22 protein-coding genes, 1 tRNA gene and 2 pseudogenes are annotated in these 21,885 nt (G+C 34.9%); 11 read left to right on the plus strand and 14 right to left on the minus strand.

Going from position 1 to position 21,885, the window contains the following annotated elements:
* Position 1 precedes the first annotated feature (1 nt).
* The 3 genes from ONI09_RS02205 (at position 2) to ONI09_RS02215 (ending at position 2,612) form a co-directional block, all read left to right on the plus strand.
* On the plus strand, positions 2–172 hold the full coding sequence (locus tag ONI09_RS02205) for a J domain-containing protein (protein WP_010082675.1): 171 nt from the start codon (positions 2–4) through the stop codon (positions 170–172).
* Between the two features lie 104 nt (positions 173–276).
* Positions 277–1,506: a cytochrome b gene (locus ONI09_RS02210; RefSeq protein ID WP_265014280.1), complete on the plus strand. Its 1,230-nt coding sequence runs from the start codon at positions 277–279 to the stop codon at positions 1,504–1,506.
* A gap of 347 nt (positions 1,507–1,853) precedes the next feature.
* A complete protein-coding gene (locus ONI09_RS02215; protein ID WP_265014412.1) occupies positions 1,854–2,612 on the plus strand; it encodes a cytochrome c1 in 759 nt (252 codons plus the stop codon).
* A gap of 138 nt (positions 2,613–2,750) precedes the next feature.
* Here the strand turns inward: ONI09_RS02215 and ONI09_RS07075 are convergent.
* Positions 2,751–2,849, minus strand: a pseudogene (locus tag ONI09_RS07075) (IS5 family transposase); the annotation flags it as partial.
* Positions 2,850–2,896: 47 nt separating this feature from the next.
* Here ONI09_RS07075 and ONI09_RS02220 point away from each other — a divergent pair.
* Both ONI09_RS02220 and truA read left to right on the plus strand, forming a co-directional pair.
* Positions 2,897–3,019: pseudogene (locus ONI09_RS02220) on the plus strand (IS630 transposase-related protein); the annotation flags it as partial.
* Positions 3,020–3,090: 71 nt separating this feature from the next.
* The gene (gene truA / locus ONI09_RS02225; protein WP_010963021.1) at positions 3,091–3,828 is read left to right on the plus strand and encodes a tRNA pseudouridine(38-40) synthase TruA; all 738 of its coding nucleotides are present in this window, start codon (positions 3,091–3,093) and stop codon (positions 3,826–3,828) included.
* A gap of 79 nt (positions 3,829–3,907) precedes the next feature.
* Here the strand turns inward: truA and dnaN are convergent, their stop codons facing one another.
* From dnaN to ONI09_RS02250, 5 genes are all read right to left on the minus strand, one after another.
* On the minus strand, positions 3,908–5,065 hold the full coding sequence (gene dnaN / locus ONI09_RS02230) for a DNA polymerase III subunit beta (RefSeq protein WP_265014281.1): 1,158 nt from the start codon (positions 5,063–5,065) through the stop codon (positions 3,908–3,910).
* Between the two features lie 123 nt (positions 5,066–5,188).
* Positions 5,189–5,686 carry an invasion associated locus B family protein gene (locus ONI09_RS02235; RefSeq protein ID WP_265014282.1) on the minus strand — a complete coding sequence of 166 codons (498 nt, stop codon included), beginning with the start codon at positions 5,684–5,686 and terminating at the stop codon, positions 5,189–5,191.
* Positions 5,679–6,572 (minus strand): RNA polymerase factor sigma-32, encoded by an 894-nt coding sequence (locus ONI09_RS02240; RefSeq protein ID WP_265014283.1) that lies wholly within the window; start codon positions 6,570–6,572, stop codon positions 5,679–5,681. Before ONI09_RS02240 ends, ONI09_RS02235 begins: the two co-directional genes overlap by 8 nt.
* A 318-nt stretch (positions 6,573–6,890) precedes the next feature.
* A complete protein-coding gene (locus ONI09_RS02245; protein ID WP_265014284.1) occupies positions 6,891–7,580 on the minus strand; it encodes an acyloxyacyl hydrolase in 690 nt (229 codons plus the stop codon).
* Positions 7,581–7,785: 205 nt separating this feature from the next.
* Positions 7,786–7,995, minus strand: a complete 210-nt coding sequence (locus ONI09_RS02250) for a hypothetical protein (protein ID WP_265014285.1) — start codon at positions 7,993–7,995, stop codon at positions 7,786–7,788.
* A 33-nt stretch (positions 7,996–8,028) separates the two neighbouring features.
* On the opposite strand from ONI09_RS02250, the gene ONI09_RS02255 reads away from it, so the two are divergent.
* Positions 8,029–8,985 (plus strand): IS5 family transposase, encoded by a 957-nt coding sequence (locus ONI09_RS02255; RefSeq protein ID WP_265013977.1) that lies wholly within the window; start codon positions 8,029–8,031, stop codon positions 8,983–8,985.
* 167 nt (positions 8,986–9,152) lie between these two features.
* On the opposite strand, the gene ONI09_RS02260 is transcribed toward ONI09_RS02255, so the two are convergent.
* Positions 9,153–10,961 (minus strand): peptidylprolyl isomerase, encoded by a 1,809-nt coding sequence (locus tag ONI09_RS02260; RefSeq protein WP_265014286.1) that lies wholly within the window; start codon positions 10,959–10,961, stop codon positions 9,153–9,155.
* A 331-nt stretch (positions 10,962–11,292) separates the two neighbouring features.
* Here ONI09_RS02260 and ONI09_RS02265 point away from each other — a divergent pair, with 331 nt between their 5' ends.
* Positions 11,293–11,895 (plus strand): cell cycle transcriptional regulator TrcR, encoded by a 603-nt coding sequence (locus tag ONI09_RS02265; RefSeq protein WP_320109951.1) that lies wholly within the window; start codon positions 11,293–11,295, stop codon positions 11,893–11,895.
* A gap of 199 nt (positions 11,896–12,094) precedes the next feature.
* Positions 12,095–13,498, plus strand: a complete 1,404-nt coding sequence (rho, locus tag ONI09_RS02270) for a transcription termination factor Rho (RefSeq protein WP_265014288.1) — start codon at positions 12,095–12,097, stop codon at positions 13,496–13,498.
* Between the two features lie 166 nt (positions 13,499–13,664).
* On the opposite strand, the gene ONI09_RS02275 is transcribed toward rho, so the two are convergent.
* Entirely contained in the window at positions 13,665–14,141 is a 477-nt protein-coding gene (locus tag ONI09_RS02275) for an RDD family protein (RefSeq protein WP_006279800.1), read from the minus strand.
* Positions 14,142–14,244: 103 nt separating this feature from the next.
* Positions 14,245–14,706, minus strand: coding sequence for an RDD family protein (locus ONI09_RS02280; protein ID WP_265014289.1), 462 nt, complete (start codon positions 14,704–14,706; stop codon positions 14,245–14,247).
* 145 nt (positions 14,707–14,851) lie between these two features.
* Between ONI09_RS02280 and icd the strand changes: the two genes are divergently transcribed.
* Both icd and nth read left to right on the plus strand, forming a co-directional pair.
* A complete protein-coding gene (gene icd, locus ONI09_RS02285; RefSeq protein WP_265014290.1) occupies positions 14,852–16,279 on the plus strand; it encodes an isocitrate dehydrogenase in 1,428 nt (475 codons plus the stop codon).
* A 27-nt stretch (positions 16,280–16,306) separates the two neighbouring features.
* A complete protein-coding gene (nth, locus tag ONI09_RS02290; RefSeq protein WP_265014291.1) occupies positions 16,307–16,945 on the plus strand; it encodes an endonuclease III in 639 nt (212 codons plus the stop codon).
* Between the two features lie 117 nt (positions 16,946–17,062).
* On the opposite strand, the gene dapE is transcribed toward nth, so the two are convergent.
* Entirely contained in the window at positions 17,063–18,259 is a 1,197-nt protein-coding gene (dapE, locus tag ONI09_RS02295) for a succinyl-diaminopimelate desuccinylase (protein ID WP_265014292.1), read from the minus strand.
* 42 nt (positions 18,260–18,301) lie between these two features.
* On the opposite strand from dapE, the gene ONI09_RS02300 reads away from it, so the two are divergent.
* Positions 18,302–19,558 (plus strand): iron-containing alcohol dehydrogenase, encoded by a 1,257-nt coding sequence (locus ONI09_RS02300; protein ID WP_265014293.1) that lies wholly within the window; start codon positions 18,302–18,304, stop codon positions 19,556–19,558.
* A 170-nt stretch (positions 19,559–19,728) separates the two neighbouring features.
* On the opposite strand, the gene ONI09_RS02305 is transcribed toward ONI09_RS02300, so the two are convergent.
* The 4 genes from ONI09_RS02305 to rplI all read right to left on the minus strand — a co-directional run bounded on the left by ONI09_RS02305 (position 19,729) and on the right by rplI (position 21,884).
* A tRNA-Met gene (locus tag ONI09_RS02305) sits at positions 19,729–19,801 on the minus strand.
* A complete protein-coding gene (gene purB, locus ONI09_RS02310; RefSeq protein ID WP_265014294.1) occupies positions 19,801–21,093 on the minus strand; it encodes an adenylosuccinate lyase in 1,293 nt (430 codons plus the stop codon). Before purB ends, ONI09_RS02305 begins: the two co-directional genes overlap by 1 nt.
* Complete coding sequence (locus ONI09_RS02315; protein WP_265014295.1) at positions 21,090–21,323, minus strand: hypothetical protein; 234 nt, start codon at positions 21,321–21,323, stop codon at positions 21,090–21,092. The genes purB and ONI09_RS02315 overlap by 4 nt, the downstream gene beginning before the upstream one ends.
* Before the next feature lie 6 nt (positions 21,324–21,329).
* Positions 21,330–21,884 carry a 50S ribosomal protein L9 gene (gene rplI, locus ONI09_RS02320; protein WP_265014296.1) on the minus strand — a complete coding sequence of 185 codons (555 nt, stop codon included), beginning with the start codon at positions 21,882–21,884 and terminating at the stop codon, positions 21,330–21,332.
* Position 21,885 lies beyond the last annotated feature (1 nt).

The following is a 21,885-nucleotide window of genomic DNA, read 5'->3' on the forward strand; positions in this document are numbered from 1 at the left end:
CATGTTCAGAGATGGAGCATTTAAAGTGCTAGGAATAGATTCTGGAGCGAACCAAAATGAAATCAATAAAGCATATCAAAATTTAATGAAATTAGTTCACCCAGATAAAGGAGGCTCGGAATATTTTGCACAAAAATTAAACGCAGCACGTGACAGGTTGCTGAAGAGGTAATTAATATTGCTTTAAAGTTTTTATTTGTGCGTAAAGGATAAGTTGCTACAATAAAAAAATAAGATAAAAGTAGCAATGGACATGTGTTCAGAAAGGTTTAAGTTATGCAGGAAGATAACAAAAAAGAAACAATAAAAGAAGAAAAAGGCATATTAGGATGGATAGAATATAGATTGCCTATATTTTCTTTTCTAAGACACACTGCTTCTTACCAAGTGCCAAAAAACTTAAATTATGCTTGGAATTTTGGCTCTTTGGCTGGTATAGCGCTGATTTTACAAATAATAACAGGTATATTTCTTGCTATGCACTACACTCCGCATGTTGATTATGCGTTTAATAGTGTAGAGCGCATAATGCGAGATGTGAATTACGGGTGGTTAATACGCTACACTCACGCTGTTGGAGCATCGCTCTTCTTTATGGTAGTCTATGTTCATATAATGCGTGGATTATATTACGGATCTTATAAAAGACCGAGAGAGATGGTGTGGTTTATTGGAATATTTATATTTTTTGCAATGATGGCAACTGCCTTTATGGGATATGTATTGCCTTGGGGACAAATGAGTTTCTGGGGTGCAACAGTTATAACCAACTTATTTTCTGCTATACCTTTAATTGGCAATAAAATAGTTATATGGTTATGGGGTGGTTTTTCAGTGGATAACCCAACACTTAACCGTTTTTTCGCTCTGCATTATCTTCTGCCTTTTGTTATTATTGCTTTAGCTATGCTTCATGTGACAGCTCTGCATAGGTTTGGCTCTAGTAACCCAAGTGGAGTGGAGGTAAAATCAGATAAGGATACCATCCCTCTCTATCCTTATTATATAGTCAAGGATTGCATAACTTTTGGTCTGTTTTTTGTAGTTTTGTTCGCATTTGTTTTCTATGCTCCCAATTATCTTGGGCATCCAGACAATTATATAGAAGCTGATTCTATGGTCACTCCGGTACATATAGTTCCAGAGTGGTATTTTTTACCTTTTTATGCAATGCTACGTTCAATTCCAGATAAACTTACTGGTGTGCTTACCATGTTTGCGTCTATTTTAGTGTGGTTTTTGTTACCTTGGCTTGATAAATCAAAAGTTAAAAGTGGTGCTTGTCGCCCGGTGTTTAAGAAATTTTTTTGGGTTTTTGCAATAAATTTTGTACTTCTTGCCTGGCTTGGAGGACAAGAGGTAAAAGAGCCTTACATCACTATGAGTAGGCTATCTACTCTTTATTACTTTGCATACTTTGTGATAGTTTTACCACTGCTTAGTAAGTATGAAAAGCCAAAAGAACCACCAAAAACCTTAAGTGATTCTGTGCCGGAGATGAGGTGATGTCAATTCAAAGCAGATCTCTTACAAAATTCTCTGTCATTCCAGAGCTCTCTTCTGTCATCCCAGTGCTTGACACTGGGATCCAGAAAAAAAATAAATGGATTCCAGCATCATGTACACAATTGTATGAACGTTGTATACAACACACAGTGTCATTCCACTATCTTCCGTTGTCATCCCAGTGCTTGACACTGGGATCCAGGTATAAAAATACTTACAAATCATGCAATGGACAACAGATTCTAGGAGTGCATGATAACCATAATGTCAGTGATGAAATAAGCTGGATTCCAGTGTCAGCTACTTGCATGACATCAATTCGAAATTTACTAAAACAGTGGTTATGCATGGGATCTAATGTATTTGCAATCTTCTGCATGTTATTTCTATCTAGTCTTATATCTGCAGAAGAATTTAAATCATCACCAAATAAGAAAATAGACTGGAAATTTGATGGAATTGTCGGATCTTTCGATAGAGAGTCAATTCAGCGTGGCTATAAAGTGTATAAAGAAGTCTGTGCTGCTTGTCATTCAATGAATAGGGTAGCATTTCGTAATTTGCAAGATGTCGGTTTTTCTGAAGAAGATGTAAAACAAATAGCAGCTTCTTATCAAGTTAAAGATGGTCCGAATGATTTGGGTGAAATGTTTGACAGACCTGGAGTACCTTCGGATTATTTTATTGCGCCTTTTGATACAAAAGAAGCAGCTGCAGCAAGCAACAATGGTGCAGTCCCACCAGACTTATCATTAATTATTAAAGCAAGGCATGATGGTGCAAATTATGTCTATTCATTGTTAACAGGCTATCAAAACGGCGAACACGATGAAAATGATTTATATTTTAATTCGTATTTTCCAACAGGCAGATTAGCTATGGCGCCACCACTTTCTGAAGGAATGGTGGAATATGATGGTGCAAGGCAAGCCACAGTTGAAAATATGGCGTATGATGTGATAAATTTTTTACAATGGGCAGCAGAGCCAGAATTAGAGCGCCGGCATAAACTTGGATTAAAAGTAGTGGCGTATTTTATAGTTTTAACAGTGTTTTTTGTATTAACTAACAACAAAGTTTGGAGCAAGCTCTATAAAAAGAAGTGATAGTCAATTTTGCCTCAAGCACAATGGTTGTCATCCAAGTAGCTAACACTGGTTCCTTTATGACGGTGTCATCCGAGTAGCTGACACTGGGATGGCTTTGTCGCATCGTACCTTATACGGTAATAATTTACGATAAATTCATGTAGCCATTTCGAATTTAGCCATACCAATGTCAGTAAATTTATTAAGCAAACAGCACTTAATGAGCAGTTCTTTTTCACGATTTATAGCTCTTTTCATAGAAGTCCGGATGTGATAAGGATAGATAATGATAAGGAGGTTGAATGCCAGCAGCATATAGTTATGATTTAAGAAAAAAAGCAATGGAGGCTCTAGAAGAAGGAGAAAGCAGAGAAGCAGTGGCAGCAAGATTTAAGATTGGACGAACTACTTTATGGGAGTGGCAGCACTGTAGGCTTGACCATAAATTATGTTAAGATAGAAAATGACTATTTTAGATAGAGCTTGATGTAATGCAGTGCGATACAAAATAACGGTAGAATATAATGGTAGTAATTTCTCTGGTTGGCAAAAACAGCAACACTCTGCTAACTCAATCCAGGAGAAGATAGAAAATGCTATATTTAATTTTAGTGGTGAGAAAGTTACTTTGTACTGTGGTGGCAGAACTGATGCAGGAGTTCATGCTTTAGGACAAGTTGCTCATTTTGATATGGAAAAGGAATTTGAGCTTTATAGAATAAGGAATGCAATAAACTATCATTTAAAATCAATTCCTATAGTCGTGCTTAATGCAGAAGTTGTAGATGATGCGTTTCACGCACGGTTTTCAGCAAAAAAAAGATATTACGAATATAGAATAGTTAATCGCTATGCTCCTGCCGCTCTGGAGACGGGTTATGTATGGCAAGTGTTTAGCCCACTTGATGTAAATATTATGCGTGAAGCTGCTAAACATCTACTTGGAAAACATGACCTTTCAAGTTTCCGTTCAAAAGATTGTCAAGCCGCAAATCCGATAAGAACAATTGATGATATCGATATAATACAAAATGGGAATCATATACACATCAAAATATCTGCTATTTCCTTTTTACATAACCAAGTGAGGATTATTGTGGGTACTTTAGTTGAATTTGGAAAAAATAGAACCAATCCGCAAGAAATGCTAAATATATTAAACCAATGCAAAAGAAGTGCCGCTGGAGTTACTGCACCACCTTTTGGCTTATATTTGGTAAAGATAGATTACTAATTTAATAAAAGCTAGTGAAATAAGTGCCATACCGCCACGGTATCTCCAGATTCCGCTAACAAGCAGCAAGATGACGAGTTTAAGTTCTCATTGGCATTACTACATATAATGCACTTGAATCGTCTTCATCAGTGATAATTGTAGCACTATTACCATCGGCTAAGCTAAACTTACATTTATTTTTTATGCAGGATAGAACATCAAGTAAATAACGCGAGTTGAACCCTATTTCTATAGGGGATTCATTGTAGTCCACTTCTATGGATTCAGTTGCATCACTGCACTCTTGGGAGTTTGAATGCAGAGTTAGCAGCTTTTCTTGTAGTGAGAATTTAATAGATTTTACTTTATCAGATACAACAACGGAAACTCGATCTATAACGTCTGAAAGTTTTTTACTTTCAATAATCATATGCTTATCTTGAGATGCTGGAATAACTGCTTTGTAATTTGGAAAAGTTCCATCTATTAATTTTGATATTAGAATATATTCACCGCATGTAAACTTGATTTTTCTGTCTGAGAGTCTTACTTTAATTTCATTACAATCGTCCAATATTTTTAACAGCTCCATAACAGTTTTACGTGGAATGATCACACCAAATTCGCCATTGATGTTCCCAGGCTTTGGCCTCTTTATACATGATAAACGATGGCCATCAGTTGCAACGCAGTACAGAAATTGCTCATCTGTATGTAGATATATTCCATTTAAATTATACCTTGTATCATCTAGTGATACAGCAAATTTTGTTTTAGTTAATAAGTCTATCAGGTCTGTATTTAGTAGAGTAAAATCATGTTTATAATTGTCTTCTTCAAGAGCAGGAAAGCTGCTTGAAACTACATTCGGTAAAGAAAAGTTTGCATTTCCGCAAGACATCAATAATTTTCCTTGGTTGTTTACTTCAAAATTGACATCCAAATCAGCGGGTAACTTCTTCACTATGTCATGTAAAGTATGCGCTGAAATTTTTACTTCTCCTTCTGTTAATACGGTTGCAGCAAGTGAGGCAAACATTGAAATGTCAAGATCAGTTGCCATTAATTTTATGCTGCCGTGTTGTGCTTTGATATTTATACACGCCAAAACATCTATTGCATTACGCCTTTCAACCACTCCACTTACTCTGGATAATGTATTTAAAAGACTTGTGCGGCTCACGCTAAAACGCATCTGCTCGCACACAGAATTTTGCTTTTTGATTTCTGTATCTACACCTGCAACCTCTGACATTGCTAACTCTCAAAAATATATTTTAAATGATATCCACATCCCATATAAAGTAAAGTGCTATTTATCGAAAGGGCAGTCTGTTTTATACTACAACTGGAAAATTACCTATTCTGTTACAATAATTTACTTTGTATGGCATAAATCATGCATTTTTTGATACGCTTTTTGAAAACCAAGTAGGGAATAAGTATCATCAATGGTCACTGTTTTTGTTTTTCCATTAACTACCATTGATAATCCCTGCTTCATTTTTAGAATGAGATCTTGATCTATTTTTGTATGCTCTGCCCACGCAAAACTTCCCTGTATTATGGGCAGTGTATATTTAATTTTTTTGTCGATATTGAGAGCTACAGGCTCCTTATCATACTGAAAACCAGAGGTAACGCTTACCTCATCTGCTTTTTTATCAACGTAACTAACCACTACATACGGCTTGCGATTGGTTGTATAATATTCGCTTTTTTTTTTAGGATAGGATACAATATAACACACTTTCTCTCCATCTTCCAATGCAGTATACACGAGCCAATCTTTATATTTTTCCTTCAATTGTACATCACTAACCGATGCAAAAGCGCCTATCGAAAAAAATATTAAAAATATAAAAAAACTACGCATGCAAACCAAATTTCAAACTTTCAGATTGTATATATTGTTTTACCTTAGCCATCGCCTGCTCAGCCAACTGCCTTATTCTTTCTCTTGAAACACAATATTTTTTACTAAGTTCATCCAGAGTTTGAATGTTTTCAGACAAATATCTACTGATAAAAATGTCTCTTGCCCTTTCGTTGAGGCTCGCTAGTGCATTGTTTAAAATTGTTTCTTTTAATTCTTTTTCTTCATGATCCTGATAGGTTACTTCTTGACTAACCAAGTTACATGGGATCATATCTTGTAGCTCCCTTTTAGAGTCATCACCTATTTTTATGCAATCGTTTAGCGACTGATCCTTACAAGCCATACGGTAATTCATCTGCAGAACGTCTCCTTCGGATACAGAAAGCTCATTAGATATTGCTTTTATTTCTTCATTATTTAAGGTTTCCCTGTTTGTATACTGTAAAATTCTTTTTTTTATTTTACGTAAACTAAAAAACAATCTTCTTTGTGCTTGCGTTGTGCCTATTTTCACAAACGACCAAGATTTCAATATAAAGTCTTTTATTGAAGCTTCAATCCACCACACCGCATAAGTTGAAAAACGAAACCCTAAATCAGGATTAAACTTTTTCACTGCATGCATTAAACCCATATTTCCTTCCATGACCAGGTCCATCAACAATAGTCCATAATTTTTGAATTTCATTGCAATTTTCACTACCAAATTCAAATGGCTGGTAATCAATTTATGAGCAGAAGAAACATCCTTATATTGGTTCCAATTTTTTGCTAATCGTACCTCTTCCTCTTGAGACAGCATAGGAAATTTTTGCACTCTAGCAATATATTGCATGAGATTGGTTCTGCTATCGACACATAAGCTTGCCATTGGGGTCAACATAACAACTTAAATTAAAACTTCATGCATATAATATATTGATTTTCCGGCAAAAATTCAAGCTTTGATTTGAAAAAAGTACAAATTTTTCATCTAATTTCTTGGAGACAGTAGGCCGCAGTGTTAGCTAATTGGATAACATTATGTAACTTTAGATGATATTCTACCAGTACAATGGTAAACGTTACAGCTTAAACACATAGCAAATAGCGTTATTCCAGTGCCTTGACACTGGAATCCACATTTCTTTTTTCTAGATCCCAGTGTCATGCTACTTGGATGACAAGAAAAACCCCACTGGGATAACAAGACTGAGATAGACTAGAAATTAAACGCTACTCCAGCTTCTGCACCAACAGTGCTGTAAAGAACTTTGAGTTCCCCTTTGTCTTTGCCTGCAGCAGCATCTTTATCAAAATGAGCACCAAAAGAACCGAAATAACGAGCTCCAGCATAAAGTTTGACTTCCGGAGTTACATCATAACTAACACCAGCTTTTACTTGACCAGCAAAACTAAATTTACTTTTTTGATCATTCACAGCGTCTTTCAAAGGAGTGCTAATATACGCTGCACCAACACCAACACCAATATATGGAGTGATAGGCATATCTTCAATTGCTATATCGTAATAAACGTTAACTAGTCCTGAAATTGCTGTTAAACTGTCTGCAATAGTATCTGGCGTAAATTTTGCATCTGTAACATCATTTTTGTTTAGGTATGAATAAACTCCTTCAACATCAACCCTGATGTCGTCCATTTTGTAACCAAACGCACCACCACCAGCTATAAAAGACGCTTTTAATGGACTGTAATCACTATTGTCTTTCTTATAGGTAATACCATCAACTTTTGTGAAAAGAGGTAAAATTTCACCGTTGTATTGCAAACGAACGTAGTAGCTAGTTTCTTCATCACTTATTGGACCAACAGGATCTGAAAAAGCAGAGTTTGATAAACTTAGCAACGTTGCTAAAGCGGCTGCTGAAAAAAACTTTTTATAATGCATAATTGTCCTCGTAAAAAAAATTAAAATTCCACTTTAGCAGTCTAAGTAACAACTAAAGTTAAGTCAAGTGCTAACTTAATAACACAAAATATCCTACATTTTAACTAATTTTTAGGAGAAGACAAAGATTTTATTAATGAATAAATAGAGTTACACGACTTTTTTACTCTTGATTTTTTGGTATAGCTAACATAGGTAAGATTTACTATCGAAAGACCTCGTCATTCCTCTGCTTGTTAGCGGATGAGATACCGCGAATGAATCCATAACTACACGAACATTGTGATTTGAGTCTACCAGGAGGGCAATGCCTCTTATTCAAGTACCCTCTTCTTGTCATCCCAGTGCGTGACACTGGGATGGCTTTGTTGCATCGCTCAAGTGAAAAGAACTGGCAGTTACTGACAAAATTCATTATAAATAGCCATTTAACTGTTGAAGAAAAAATATGCCACAAAAAATGAGAGTCAGTAACTGCCATGAATATAACAAATTTCTCCAAGAAAGAGGAAGCATTTTTTGTTATATCAATGACGCCGTAGAAAATTGGTACGAGAATTGTCCAAAAATGCAGGGCGGCAACTATATTTATAGTGATAAAGTTGTGATTTTGGTGCATATAATCGTCAGTTTCTTTAGAATTGGTTTAAGACAAACAGTCGGGTTTATAAAAGGGTACTTGCAACAAATAGGAAGAGATTTGGCAGTTATCAGCTATTCACAAGCATCAAGAAGGTTTAAGAAACTTAATATTAAGATAAATGATTGCAGAATTGATAAAAATAATATGGAAGATATCGAAATTGCTATAGACAGTACAGGAATTAGTATATACAACAACACTCCTGGTCACAGCAAGGAAAATAGCACTGACAGAAAATATCGTGGCTATGAGCAAACGAGAAAATTGCACGTAATGTTGAATATAAACAACAAAAAAGCCATAGCTGTAAAATACAGTAATGGTGTCTACTCTGATCACTATGGAGCTTGTGATTTGCTAAAAGAAGTTGATTTTCAGCATGCCATAAAAGCACTATATGCAGATAGAGCATGTGATAGGCACAAGTTTTATAAGTTGTGTAACAAATATGATATAAAGACAAAAATTCCACCAATAAACAATGCGGCAGAACATCCAGAAATAGATTATATGTCTGACAGGAATGCTGCTATTAGGTTAATAAAATTATACGGTGAAGATGGCATGAAAGAATGGAAAAAAGAAGTAAATTATGGGAAAAGATCTTATATTGAAGGGTTTTTCTCAAGATTAAAGCAAATATTCGGATTTAGTTTTAGGAATAAATCTGAGATAAATCGAGAAAAAGAACTGCTAATCAAATGCTATTTGCTTAATAAATTCACTGATATTGGTATGGCTAAATTTGAGATAGTTACATGAATTTACCATAAATCACCATCTCATAAAGTGTGATGCAACAAAGCCATCCCAGTGTCTGGGCACTGGGATGACATCCTTTCTAGTGAAGATTGCTCTCAAATCGCAATGTTCGTACAGTTGTGTGTCTGGGCACTGGATGCGTTTGAAGCAACTTATAAGATTTTTGATTATATATCATCAAGTATAGCGTGATTAACTTCGACTTTATACTTTGATTCCAGATAGCTAATTAATTGCTCTTTTAGCGATATCATCACACGTTTTCCGGTGTCAAGCATGTTTAATTTGCCATTTGATGAATGCATTTCTTTTAGAACACCTATTATAATTTCATTATTGTATTGAATAGGATCTGTCACTGAACCAGTTGTTTTCATATTGAAAATCTCTTCTACAAAAGAAAAGGGGTAGTTTTGTTGATCCACTTTATTGCGGTGCATCTGCTGACCTTTAACTAATTCCACACCTTGAATTTCTTCCAAATCTGTTTTTTCTCTTAGTTGAACTGCAACCTCTTGCCCGAATTTAAACATTCTTTCTTTTATAAACTCACTACGCCAAAGCTCTACCGCTAATGCCTTGCCTTCTTCAAAACTTTGCAATTTGGGTGGAACGATATCGACGATTTTTACACTAACAACAGCGTCCCCAACGCCCTTAAAATAACCTTTCTGATCCTTTTCTCGCGAAAAAATGAAAGAAATCAAATCACCAGAATCTCCTACGTTATTACCGCTTTGATCTTTTCCACTCGCATCTACTGGACCAATAGTTTGTATAGGTAAATTATATTCACTCAATATTTCTTCAATTTCTGAACCATTGTATATCTTATAGTTCACTTGGTTTATGAAATCATTGACTCTTTCAAAAGACTTTTGGTTAGTTAGAACTGACTTTATGTCTTTTTTTAAATCAACTAAGTCTTCATCAGAGATTTGATGCGCACTTTCCACTTTTACTATGTGCCAACCAAAACTGCTTGCTAAAACTTCACTTACTTCACCTACTTTGAGAGCAAATACCTTCTCTCTCACGTCTTCTGGTAAAAAATCCTTAGTTATATTATTTACTCTAGTTTCCTCAAGTTTTGCTTTGCCAAACTCTTCTACTATCTGTTCAAAGCTTGTTTTACCCTCCTCAAATGCTCTTCTTGCTGTCTCAGCTTCTTCTTTGGTAGAAAATATTGCATTGAATATATCTCTTTGATTTTTAAGTTCTTGTTGTTCTATTATACCATCAACTTCTTCATCTGAGATCTTGATTTGATCTTCAAAATACTTTTGGCCTAGGGAAATATATTGCGCAGTTCGATACTCAGGATAATAAAAATGGGATTTATTTCTTTCGTACAAATCAAGTAAGGCTTGATCATCTGGTTCAGGAATGTTTGTAACTGCATCTTCAGTTATTTTAACAATATCAACTACTCTAGTTTGGTAGCGACTTTTGTATATCTGCTCATCAATTTTCTCGCCAAAAGTTACTGGATAATTATCTTTAAATAATGAAGTCATGAACATCATTGCAGGCAGGACTTTCTCTAGCTTTGCTATATACTCTTTCTCTGTCATATGCAGGTCATTTAGCGTTTCATAGAATTTATTTTTGTCAAATTCACCTTTATCATTTTGAAAGTATTTGGTGTTTTTAATATGGTTTTTTATAGATTCTTCTCCAACTGTCAACCCCAGCTCACTAGTTAGGTTAAACAATAGTTTTTGCTCTATAAGTGCGTTAAGCAAATCATATTTCAGCTTTTTTACTTGTTCTCTACTCGCATCAGATCCAGAAATTTGCTTTTCATAATTTTGATATAGTGATTTATACTCATCTGACGTTATAACTTCTTTTCTAACCCTAGCTACCTCTTCTTTTTCATCATCACCTGATAAAAGGTTGCCAATTCCCATGAAGATTAACAAGCAAGCTAAAAGGACAACGGTTACTTTAGTGAAAAAATTTTTAACATTCATTTTAAACCCAATTAATTAATGATTAATTATAGAATAGTGATAATTTAATGCTTGTAAACCTGTTGCTTTATTAGCTAATATATATAATATTACAATATATTAACTTAAAATTTAACTCTCTAATCTTAAATAGGAACATATGTTTAACTGAGTTATACTATACCTTAGGAAGGGGAAATATTTTGTTTGAAATATGCTTAAAGGTAAGCGCATTTAATTAACTTAAGAGGTGGGAAGTGACAAACAAAAAGTTATTGAATGACAAAATTAATGCTTTTTTAGTTTTAATAGTTTATATTTTAGCTCTGTATAACAGTAAGGGATACTTTAAATGGGAGATGCTTTTTTGATGTCAATGGAATCTTCTAAGGGCAATAACGATAGAAATAAACAGTTTCTAGTGCAAATAGCTGCTTGGTTAGTAGACAACACTGGTTTAACTTTTAATCAAATAGCACAATGTTGCAGATTGGCCCTTGAAGAAGTACAAGACATAGCTAATGAGGAAATAGAAGTAGAAAAATATAACCCTATTATTTCTGGAATAATTACTGAAAAAGAAATCGATGATTGCAAAAAAAATTCAAATCGTGTACCAAATTTGATTATAAAAAATATAAAAAAAAGAAGTAAAGCGATTGGTAGCATTATTGGCTTTGCCTCTACGGCAAGACGTAGAGATAAACCTGATGCGATTTATTATTTAGTAAAAAAATTTCCTATCTTGGACGATAACGTTATAGCTAAATTAATTAGTACAACAAATTACACAGTTGAGCAGGTAAGAGATGGATCTCATCATAACATGCAAAATATAAAACCCCAAGATCCTGTACTACTCGGCTTATGTAGTCAAGAAAATTTAGAAGCAGAAGTGGAAAAAGCAAAAGTAGAAGAGGAGAAGCAAGAAAGGTTAAAAAAATATAAAGAATAGCTATTGAAAATCCTCAAATTTTTGTGTTTTGTTAACATTAAATTAACTTGACTTGCTAGTGTTTATTAGTATAATGTAAGTAAAGTACGGGGTTTAATGACAATTAAGCTTAATACGCACTGAAACTAACTCAGCCTAATTTATTATCTTATAGTCGCATTTTAGGTTAGTAAGCATCAATTAAAATTTTTGGAGGATTATGACAACAATCAATGAAGATGTTTTGGCAAAAGGAAAGGTTACAGCTCAACCTGAAAAAAGTGAGCAAATTTACAATAACGATACAGTAAAACAGATGGTCAATGAAGGTACTGAGAAAAACAGAAAAACATTAGATCTGAGCGAATTAAAAGAGAAAACAGCAGAAGAATTGTTAGAGTCAGCTGAAGAAAGAAAAATTTCAACTAACGGTAAAAGCAATGGTAGAATGCTAAAGCAGGAAATAATATTCAGCTTAATGAAAAAAATGAGTGAAGAAGGAGGCATAACCACAGGGAGTGGAATAGTGGAAATATTGCCTGATGGTTTTGGTTTCTTACGTTCAGCAAGTGCAAATTATGCCCCAAGTACCGATGATGTTTATATTTCTAACGGGCAAATAAAGAAGTTTAATTTACGTACAGGAGATATGGCATATGGAGAAATAAGGCCACCTGGTGATAAAGAGAGATATTTTACTTTAACTAAGGTTCAAAGTATAAACTCTACTGAAGTAAGTGAATTAAGAAAGTACGTCCATTTTGATAATTTGCTTCCTCTTTATCCTGAGGAAAGCATAGTACTTGAGTGTAATAATGGTGATGATAAAAAAGGCTTAAGCATGCGTGCTATAGATATAGTAGCTCCTCTTGGAAAAGGGCAAAGAGCGTTAGTAGTTGCTCCACCTCGCACAGGAAAGACTGTATTGCTTCAGCAAATGGCTAACTCTATAGCTATAAATCACCCTGAAGTAGAATTAATAGTGTTACTTATAGATGAAAGACCTGAAGAAGTAACAGATATGATACGTTCTGTAAAAGGTGAGGTAGTAAGTTCTACGTTCGATGAGCCTGCTTACCGTCACGTACAGCTTGCTGAAATAGTAATAGAAAAAGCTAAAAGAATGGTTGAGCATAAAAAAGATGTGGTAATTCTACTTGACAATATTACTAGACTTGCACGTGCTTATAATGCGGTTATTCCTTCGTCTGGGAAAGTTCTAACTGGTGGTGTAGATTCAAACGCACTGCAGAGACCAAAACGCTTTTTTGGAGCAGCTCGTAATATTGAGAATGGGGGTTCTTTAACTATAATCGCCACAGCTCTTATAGAGACTGGTTCAAAAATGGATGAAGTTATTTTTGAAGAGTTTAAAGGTACAGGAAATGCTGAGATCATACTTGATAGAAAACTTTCTGATAAACGTATATTTCCAGCTATTGATATTACAAAATCCGGAACAAGGAAGGAAGAGCTATTAGTTGATAAGGCTATACTAAATAAAATATGGGTGGTGCGTAGGATACTCAATCCTATGGGACCCGTTGAAGCAATGGAATTTTTATGTGACAAACTACTTTTAACAAAGAGCAATGCTGACTTTTTTAACTCCATGAATCACTAAAAGTAAGCCAGTTATGATGGATATGCTGAGCAAAAAGTAAAACGCTCTTATAGCTAAAATAATTTGGATTTACCAAAATATATTTATAGTTAAGTTGGCAATTTACCTTAAGTTAGCGCGTGACACTGGAATGACACCCTTGGTGGCAGACAGCTAAAGGAAAATATCAACTAGGTTTATAATCTATCACTACCGTGTTTGCAATTTTGTCGTGAAAAGCTTGTTTATGTTCATCACCTACTGCACATACTAAAACTAAGATTAGTATAGCTAAGAATAAAATGGGATTACAAAGTGATATGCAATAAATTATAAAAAGAGCTATAGTCCTTTTCATTGCTTGCATTGTAGTGATTGACTCAAATGTATCTTTGTCTTTTACGCGCATGCTAAATAACAAGTGTCCTGGAGTGCCGCCAAATTTTACTAGCATGAATATATGAAATATACATGGTATCATTAAAAATAAAGAAAATACAATCGTGGTGATTACAATTATTGCACCCATGATCCCTTGTATTGCGTGTGTAAGTGAGAAACCCACCGCCATTAAACCAAATGGTATTGCGATAAATAAAATACAATCAACTATAAATGCTAGAGTACGTCTTGTCATCGTTGAGTAGTTTACTTTTTTATCCATGTACTACCTATAAAGAAAAATATCAACTAGATTTATAGTCTATCACTACTGTTTTTGCCATTTTATCGTAAAAAGTCTGTTTGCGTTGATCAAATACTGCAAACTAAAATAAAATTAGCACAATTAAAAGATATAGAAAAGTATAACCATGATAATGCAGATGAAGCAAAAAGCGAAAAATAATCCAGATGCTTCCCTTAGAAATACATCTTATTGTTGCTTGCATAAGGGTAACATTTGTAAATGTATTAGCATCTTTAATATGCATACCACACAATAGTTTTCCTGGGGTACCACCAAGTTTTGTTACCATTAATATTTTGGATATTGTTAGTACTAATGTTGCGACCACTGTAGAAACTATAAATGGTATTTCTGTTGCTAGTTGTGCAAGTTCCTGAAAAGAGTCTTTATCTTGATCTTGATCTTGTAATGATACGATGAATACACCATAGATAAAACCGAAGATAAAATGAGGGGAAAATATGATGAGGTCAAGTATTTCTGCTACAATACGCCTTGTAAATCCTACATAATTTACTTTAACATTTATTTCAGTATTCATAACCCCACCTATATTTCATAATATCATCATATAATATAAAAATACGTTATTAAAGAACCGTAAATATACTAACTTGGGTAATATTAGCTACTTGTGCCACTCTATTATTTAAATTAATATTAAATCATTTATAACTAGGGAAGTTATGTCAACACCAATCACAGTTGCATATGGCGACGGTATCGGACCAGAAATCATGGAAGCGGTGCTGTCGATATTGCGCGAAGCAGAAGCGAAAATCTCAATAGATATTATTGAAATAGGGGAGAGTGTTTATAGTAAAGAATGGTCTCACGGAGTTTCTCCAAGTGGTTGGGAATCAATTGAAAGGACAAAAATATTATTAAAATCTCCGACAACAACTCCTCAAGGTAAAGGCCACAAAAGCTTAAACGTTGCACTCAGAAAAAATCTAGGGTTGTATGCAAATATCAGACCATGCATTTCATATCATCCTGTTATAGAAAATAAATTCGATAAGTTTGATATCGTAGTAATACGTGAAAATGAAGAGGACGTTTACACCGGAATAGAGTACAGGCTCACTGGTGACTCTTACCAATGCACTAAAATTATTACTAGATCCGGCTCAGAAAAAATATGCAGGTACGCTTTTGAATATGCAAAAAAACATAGTAGAAAGAAGGTAACTTGTCTTACTAAAGATAACATAATGAAAATGACTGACGGAACTTTCCATGCGGCGTTTGATCGTATTGCAAAGGAATACCCGGACATAAAGGCAGAACATTATATAGTCGATATTGGGATGGCACGTGTTGCCACAGAACCGGAGAATTTCGATGTTATAGTAACCGAGAACTTATATGGCGATATATTATCGGACATTGTGGCGCAAACCTCTGGATCTGTTGGACTCGCTGGAAGTAGCAATATAGGTAATGAATATGCAATGTTTGAAGCAGTGCACGGTTCTGCTCCTGATATTGCAGGAAAAAACATAGCTAATCCTTCTGGACTTTTGAATGCTGCAGTGCATATGTTGGTCCACATCAGTCAAGTGAGTACTGCAAAACTAATTTACGATGCATGGCTCAAGACTTTGGAGGATGGAATACATACCGCCGATTTATATAAAGAGAAAAAGAGTAAACAGAAAATTGGTACCAAAGAATTTGCAGAAGCCGTTATAGATAATCTAGGAAAAAAACCGAAAACATTATCTGAGCTTACAGTCGATAGCAGTACAAATAGCAAAATAAGTGAAATACAAAATAGCTATGAACAGGACTATAAAACCAAAAAGCTAGTAGGTAGTGATATAGCGCTTGCTTGGGACAAATCCAGCAACTTTGACCAAATAGTTAGGTTATTTGAATCGAGTAATCTGCAAATGATAGCAATATACTCAAAAGGTCCTGCGATTTGGCCAGGAAACTCAAAACCTTCAAGTGATCAAATAACCTGTAGGTTTATCGCAAATAATGAAAAGCAAGCTATTACAAATAGTGATGTGAATAACTTGCTAATCAAACTTGAAGAACACAATTTTGACGTGGTGAGAATGGACAAATTGTATTTGTATGATGGGAAAGAGGGGTTTTTTGTTTAAATATTTAAAAGAGGTGTGGTAAATGAAATGGACTCAAAAAAAGTAGAACTAATATTTGAAAAGTTTCAACAATCAAATCCTGCGCCAAAAATAGAGCTAAATTATACCAATCATTTTACGTTACTGGTTGCGATAGTTTTATCAGCGCGGACAACTGATGTAAGCGTTAATAAAATTACAAGAGAACTATTTAATATCGCTGATACGCCAGAAAAAATGCTGAGCTTTGGGCAGAGTGAGCTGAAAAAATGCATAAGCAGTATTGGTTTATATAATTCCAAAGCAAAAAATATAATCGGGCTTAGTAAAATATTGGTAGAACGATACAACAGCAAAGTACCTACTAATTTTGATGATTTGGTGTCTTTGCCTGGAGTGGGGAGAAAGAGCACTAATGTGTTCTTAAATTCGGGGCTTGGCATTCCAACATTGGCAGTTGATACTCACGTTTTTAGAGTGAGCAATAGAATTGGGCTTGTGAAAGAAAAAGATGTGTTTAAAACAGAGCAATCTCTTTTAAATGTGGTTCCCAAAAAATACCTGCTTTATGCTCATCATTGGCTAGTTTTGCATGGTAGATATGTTTGCAAAGCACAGAAACCTTCGTGTGAAACGTGCGTAATTCATGATTTATGTGAATTTGAGTGCAAAAGGTATAAAGTCTAGTATTTCTTCTTTTGTCATCCAAGTAGCTATAGAAAGGAAAAAACTTACTTGACACATTTTGCTGGAATGACACCAGTTGTTATTCAGACAACAGTTATGCAAGAGATCTGATTACATCTAAGCTAACAATGGACCACTAGATATATTACTAACTACGTTGACCTGATTCAATATTTTATTAGTGGGATTGAAATAATTTTCTATAAATTCCTTATATATAGCTGTTAACTTGTGTATATCGTTTACTGATACGCATTCGTTTATCTGATGTGCAGTTTTGTTGATTATACCAAATTCAATCACTGGACAAACATCTTTGATAAACGCAGCGTCAGATGTGCCACCACTTGTGCTAAGTATAGCATCAATGTTGGTAACCTTACTTATTGCATCAAGCATAATATCAGTATTTCTATCGGGAGTAGAGAGGAAAACGTCCCTGCTGCTATGCATAAAAAGTTTATAATCGTTAGTTACACTGGAGCATATTTCATCAATCAGCTTATATAAGCCACCCGGTGTTTGTTCATTGTTATATCGAATGTTAAAACGTGTAGTTGCTGAGCCAGGTATTAGATTGCTAGTATTATTTCCAACATCGATAGTAGTAACTTCGCAATGTGAAGGTTGAAAATATTTATTACCATGATCAAAAGTAGTATTTTTTACCTTACTCAATATCGATATTACCTTATATATTGGATTGTCTGCTAGGTCTGGGTAGGCAACGTGCCCTTGTTTTCCATGGCAAATTAATTCAAATGTTACAGAACCTCTTCTGCCTATTTTTATGGTATCACCTAATTTCTCACTACTGGTTGGTTCGCCAACCACACAAAAATCTATCTTTTTCTGCTTATTTTTCATCCATTCCAAAACTGCCTTTGTTCCATATTCTTCCATGTTTTCTTCAGCACTGGTAATCAATGCACTTATCGAACCATTAAATTGAAACTTCTCTGCAATCAAATTTACCATAGCAGCAATAAATGCAGCTACTCCGCTTTTCATATCAGCGGCCCCTCTTCCATATAGCATTCCATCCCTCACTTCTGGTTTAAATGGACCAAATGCCCAATCTTTTAACTGACCCGGTGGTACAACATCAACGTGCCCAGCAAAGCACAAATTTGGTACTCCATTTATATATTTCGCATAAAGATTTTTAACTTTATCACCAAATTCTAAAATCTCACAATCAAAGCCGCTCTTTTTGAAGATTGTTGCTATATACTCTATTGCCCCGCTGTCTTCTGGTGTTATACTCTCAAAAGAGATCAATTTCCTAGTTAGCTCTACAGGGTCAATTTTCATGTCAATCTTAAAATACTTATACTGCTATATTGTAAACACTCTATGCACTATTTAAAACAAATATTACATCAAACCGAACAAACTTTTCTAAGGGAAGTAATAACAGATTACTACCTTGCTGATGATATCTATGAAATATGCACACGACACGGAAATGACGTCTTTCTAGTTGCAGATAAAAATACAGCAAAACTTTTAAACAAAAACGTACTTAATAAAATTCCTAACTTAATTATTCCAGCTCCACCTGCCATTCCAGTGTCACGCGCTGGGATGACATCAGGTAGAGAAATGACACCAAGCAGAGCTGCCTCTCTTGAAACCGTAAATCTAGTTAGAAACAAAGCAAAAGACAGTGACTTAATAGTTGCATTTGGTAGCGGCACTGTTAACGATATCTGCAAATATGCAAGCTACCTCGAGAAAAAAGATTATATATCGTTCCCAACAGCCGCTTCTATGAATGGATATACCTCTGCAAATGCTTCAATATTAGTAAATGGATATAAAAAATCGTTCAAAGCACATCTTCCAAGAGCAGTATATATAGATATAGACATACTTGCCAATGCACCACTGCGTCTCACATTAAGCGGATTTGCAGATTTCATTTGTCGTTCAACAGTTCAGGCTGACTGGCTACTATCTCATTTGTTGCTTGGCACAGAATACAATGAATTACCTTTTACACTTGTTCGCGATTTGGAGCAAATTTTGCTAAGAGAGTATACGGCGCTTACTAAAAGAAGTAGAAAAGTGGTCCTATTACTTATGGAAATTCTACTAATTTCAGGACTTGGAATGGTAATATCAAAAGGCAGCTATTCTGCAAGCCAAGGAGAGCATATGATAGCTCACGCAATGGAAATGGTAACAAGAGATCATTCCTTACTACATGGCGAAAAAATTGCTGTTACGACGATTACCATGGCTAATTTGCAGGAAAAGATATTATCAATACAAAACCCGATTATCAAACCGACCACTTTAGATGTAAAACATATAACTCAGTGCTTTGATAATATCGAATTTGTAAGAACTTTTGAACAGAAGCAAATTATGCAGCAAAAAATCCAAGAGATTATTTGTAAAGAATGGCATAATATTTCCAGTTTAATTAAGCAAAATTTACTACCTGCAAAACACCTGCAAAAAATATTTGAAGATCTATCAATTCCACACTTACCAGAGCACCTCAGTTGGAATAAAGAACAATATTGTAAAGTGGTCGATCTTGCGTTTACAACAAGAGATAGATTCACCTTTCTTGACTTAGCTAACTGCATAGAAGAAAGTTAAGTTTTGTAGTGAAATTCTGTCATTTAAAGAGATCATAGGCCAAAAGCTAAACCCTTTTCACAATCTCTTATCCATTGTCTCCTCACCTGAGTGGATATACAACTCATTCCAAGTAACTGACACTGGGTTTCACCAATAGCACTGCTTTGCTAAACATAGTTTAGTTCGAGTGGCTGAGGAGGGACTTGAACCCCCGACCAAGAGATTATGATCCTCCTGCTCTACCAACTGAGCTACTCAGCCTAATTAAAAACCTTATTATACACACGATCTATATGTTTCGTATAATACTTCAAATCAAACAAAGATTCAAGTTTTTCCGAGTTAATAACCTTAAGTAAGGGTTTATCTTGTTTCAATTCGGCCAGAAAATCACTGTTGTTTTGTTTCACTTTCATTGCATTGCTCTGAACAATTTTATACGCCTCTTCCCTCGCCAAACCACTATTTACTAACTCAAGCAATACACGCTGTGAGAAAACTAAACCTTTTGAAGAATTTAAGTTCTTTTCAATGTTTTCCTTATTGATCACCAATTTATCTATCAAATCTGTTAATCGCACTAAAGCAAAATCCATTGTTATACAAGCATCAGGAGCAATGCATCTTTCCACAGACGAGTGTGATATATCACGTTCGTGCCACAATGCAACATTTTCTAACGCAGGAAAAACATAACTGCGTATTAAACGTGAGAGTCCAGTCAGATTTTCACTTAAAATAGGATTACATTTGTGTGGCATAGCAGAGCTTCCCTTCTGCCCAGTGGAAAAACGCTCAGAAATTTCGCCGATTTCAGTTCTTTGCAAATGACGAATTTCAACAGCAACATTTTCTATTGAGCTTGCAATCACTCCCAAAACTGAAAAGAACATAGCATGTCTATCACGAGGAATGACTTGAGACGATATGATTTCAGGTATGAGTCCTATTTCTTTCGCTACATATTCTTCAACAAACGGATCAACATTTGCAAAATTGCCTACTGCACCTGATATTTTACAAATTGAGATCTCTTTTTGCGCGCTAATTAATCTCTGATAATTGCGTTTAAATTCAGCATAAAATCTGGCAAATTTTATTCCAAGAGTTGTTGGTTCTGCATGCATTCCGTGACTGCGTCCAACACAAACAATATCTTTATAGTCCTCAGCTTTTTTTTTCAATGCTGCAAGTAAATTTTTTAGATTCTCGAGCAAAATATCACAGGACTCTTTCAGTTGCACCGCAAGGCATGTATCCAAAACATCAGAACTTGTCATTCCATAATGAAGATAACGAACATCAACTCCCGCTTTTTTAGCAATATATGTCAGAAAAGCTATAACATCATGTTTTACAATGGATTCAATTTCGTTGATACATTCAACATCAAATTCAATAGCACCAGAGAGGTTCTCAGCAATATTATTCGGAATCACTCCTAACTTTGCTTGAGCTTCACACGCTAATTTTTCTATTTTAAGCCATATATTAAATTTATTATTTTCCTCCCAAATGGAAGACATTTCTTTTCTGCTATAGCGGGGAATCATTTTTGATTTATTCCAATAATGGTGTCATTCCAGTGCGTGACACTGGAATCCAGATATAAAAGTATTTGCAAATTATTCAATGGACAACGGATTCTAGAAGCATAAAACAATGTCCATGATGAAATAAACTGGATCCCAGTGTCACGCACTGGGATGACATGAGGGAAGCACTGGGATGACACCAGCTTAGCCATGGCAGACATTTCTTTACAACTATAACAAGGGATCATCTTTGATCAGCTATCATCACCATCAGTAGCTTCTTTATTCGCATCTTGCTCTGCCTCTTGTTGCTCAGACTTCTGATTTTGCAATTTTACTTGCCTTAGCTCATTTGCATCTGTTTCGGATTTCACGACGTATATAGTAATTGGTACTACTACTTCACTATGTAATTCTACGTTTACTTGGTATTCACCCAAGTTTTTGATGCTTACTCCACCAAAAGATAAACTACGGTGATCTATCACATGTCCTTCTTGTAGTAAAATTTTCGCAATTTCACGTGTTGTTACAGAACCAAAAATTTTACCATCCTCTGAAGCTTGCTTTATTAATACCACAAACTTATCATGTAGTGACAACGCAAGCTCTTTTGCTACATTTAATCTTTTTATATTCTCTTCTTCCAGTAATAAACGTTGCTCCTCTAGCTTTGTTAAATTTTCCTTGGTAGCTTTCACCGCTTTTTTTTGTGGAAAAAGAAAATTACGTGCATAACCTGGTTTAACTTTGACAACTTCACCAAGCTTACCTAAAGTCCTTATATTTTCCTTTAAAATTATCAACATA

Origin of the sequence: Wolbachia endosymbiont of Drosophila pseudotakahashii (genome assembly GCF_026015925.1) — a bacterium.
GTDB lineage: Bacteria > Pseudomonadota > Alphaproteobacteria > Rickettsiales > Anaplasmataceae > Wolbachia > Wolbachia pipientis.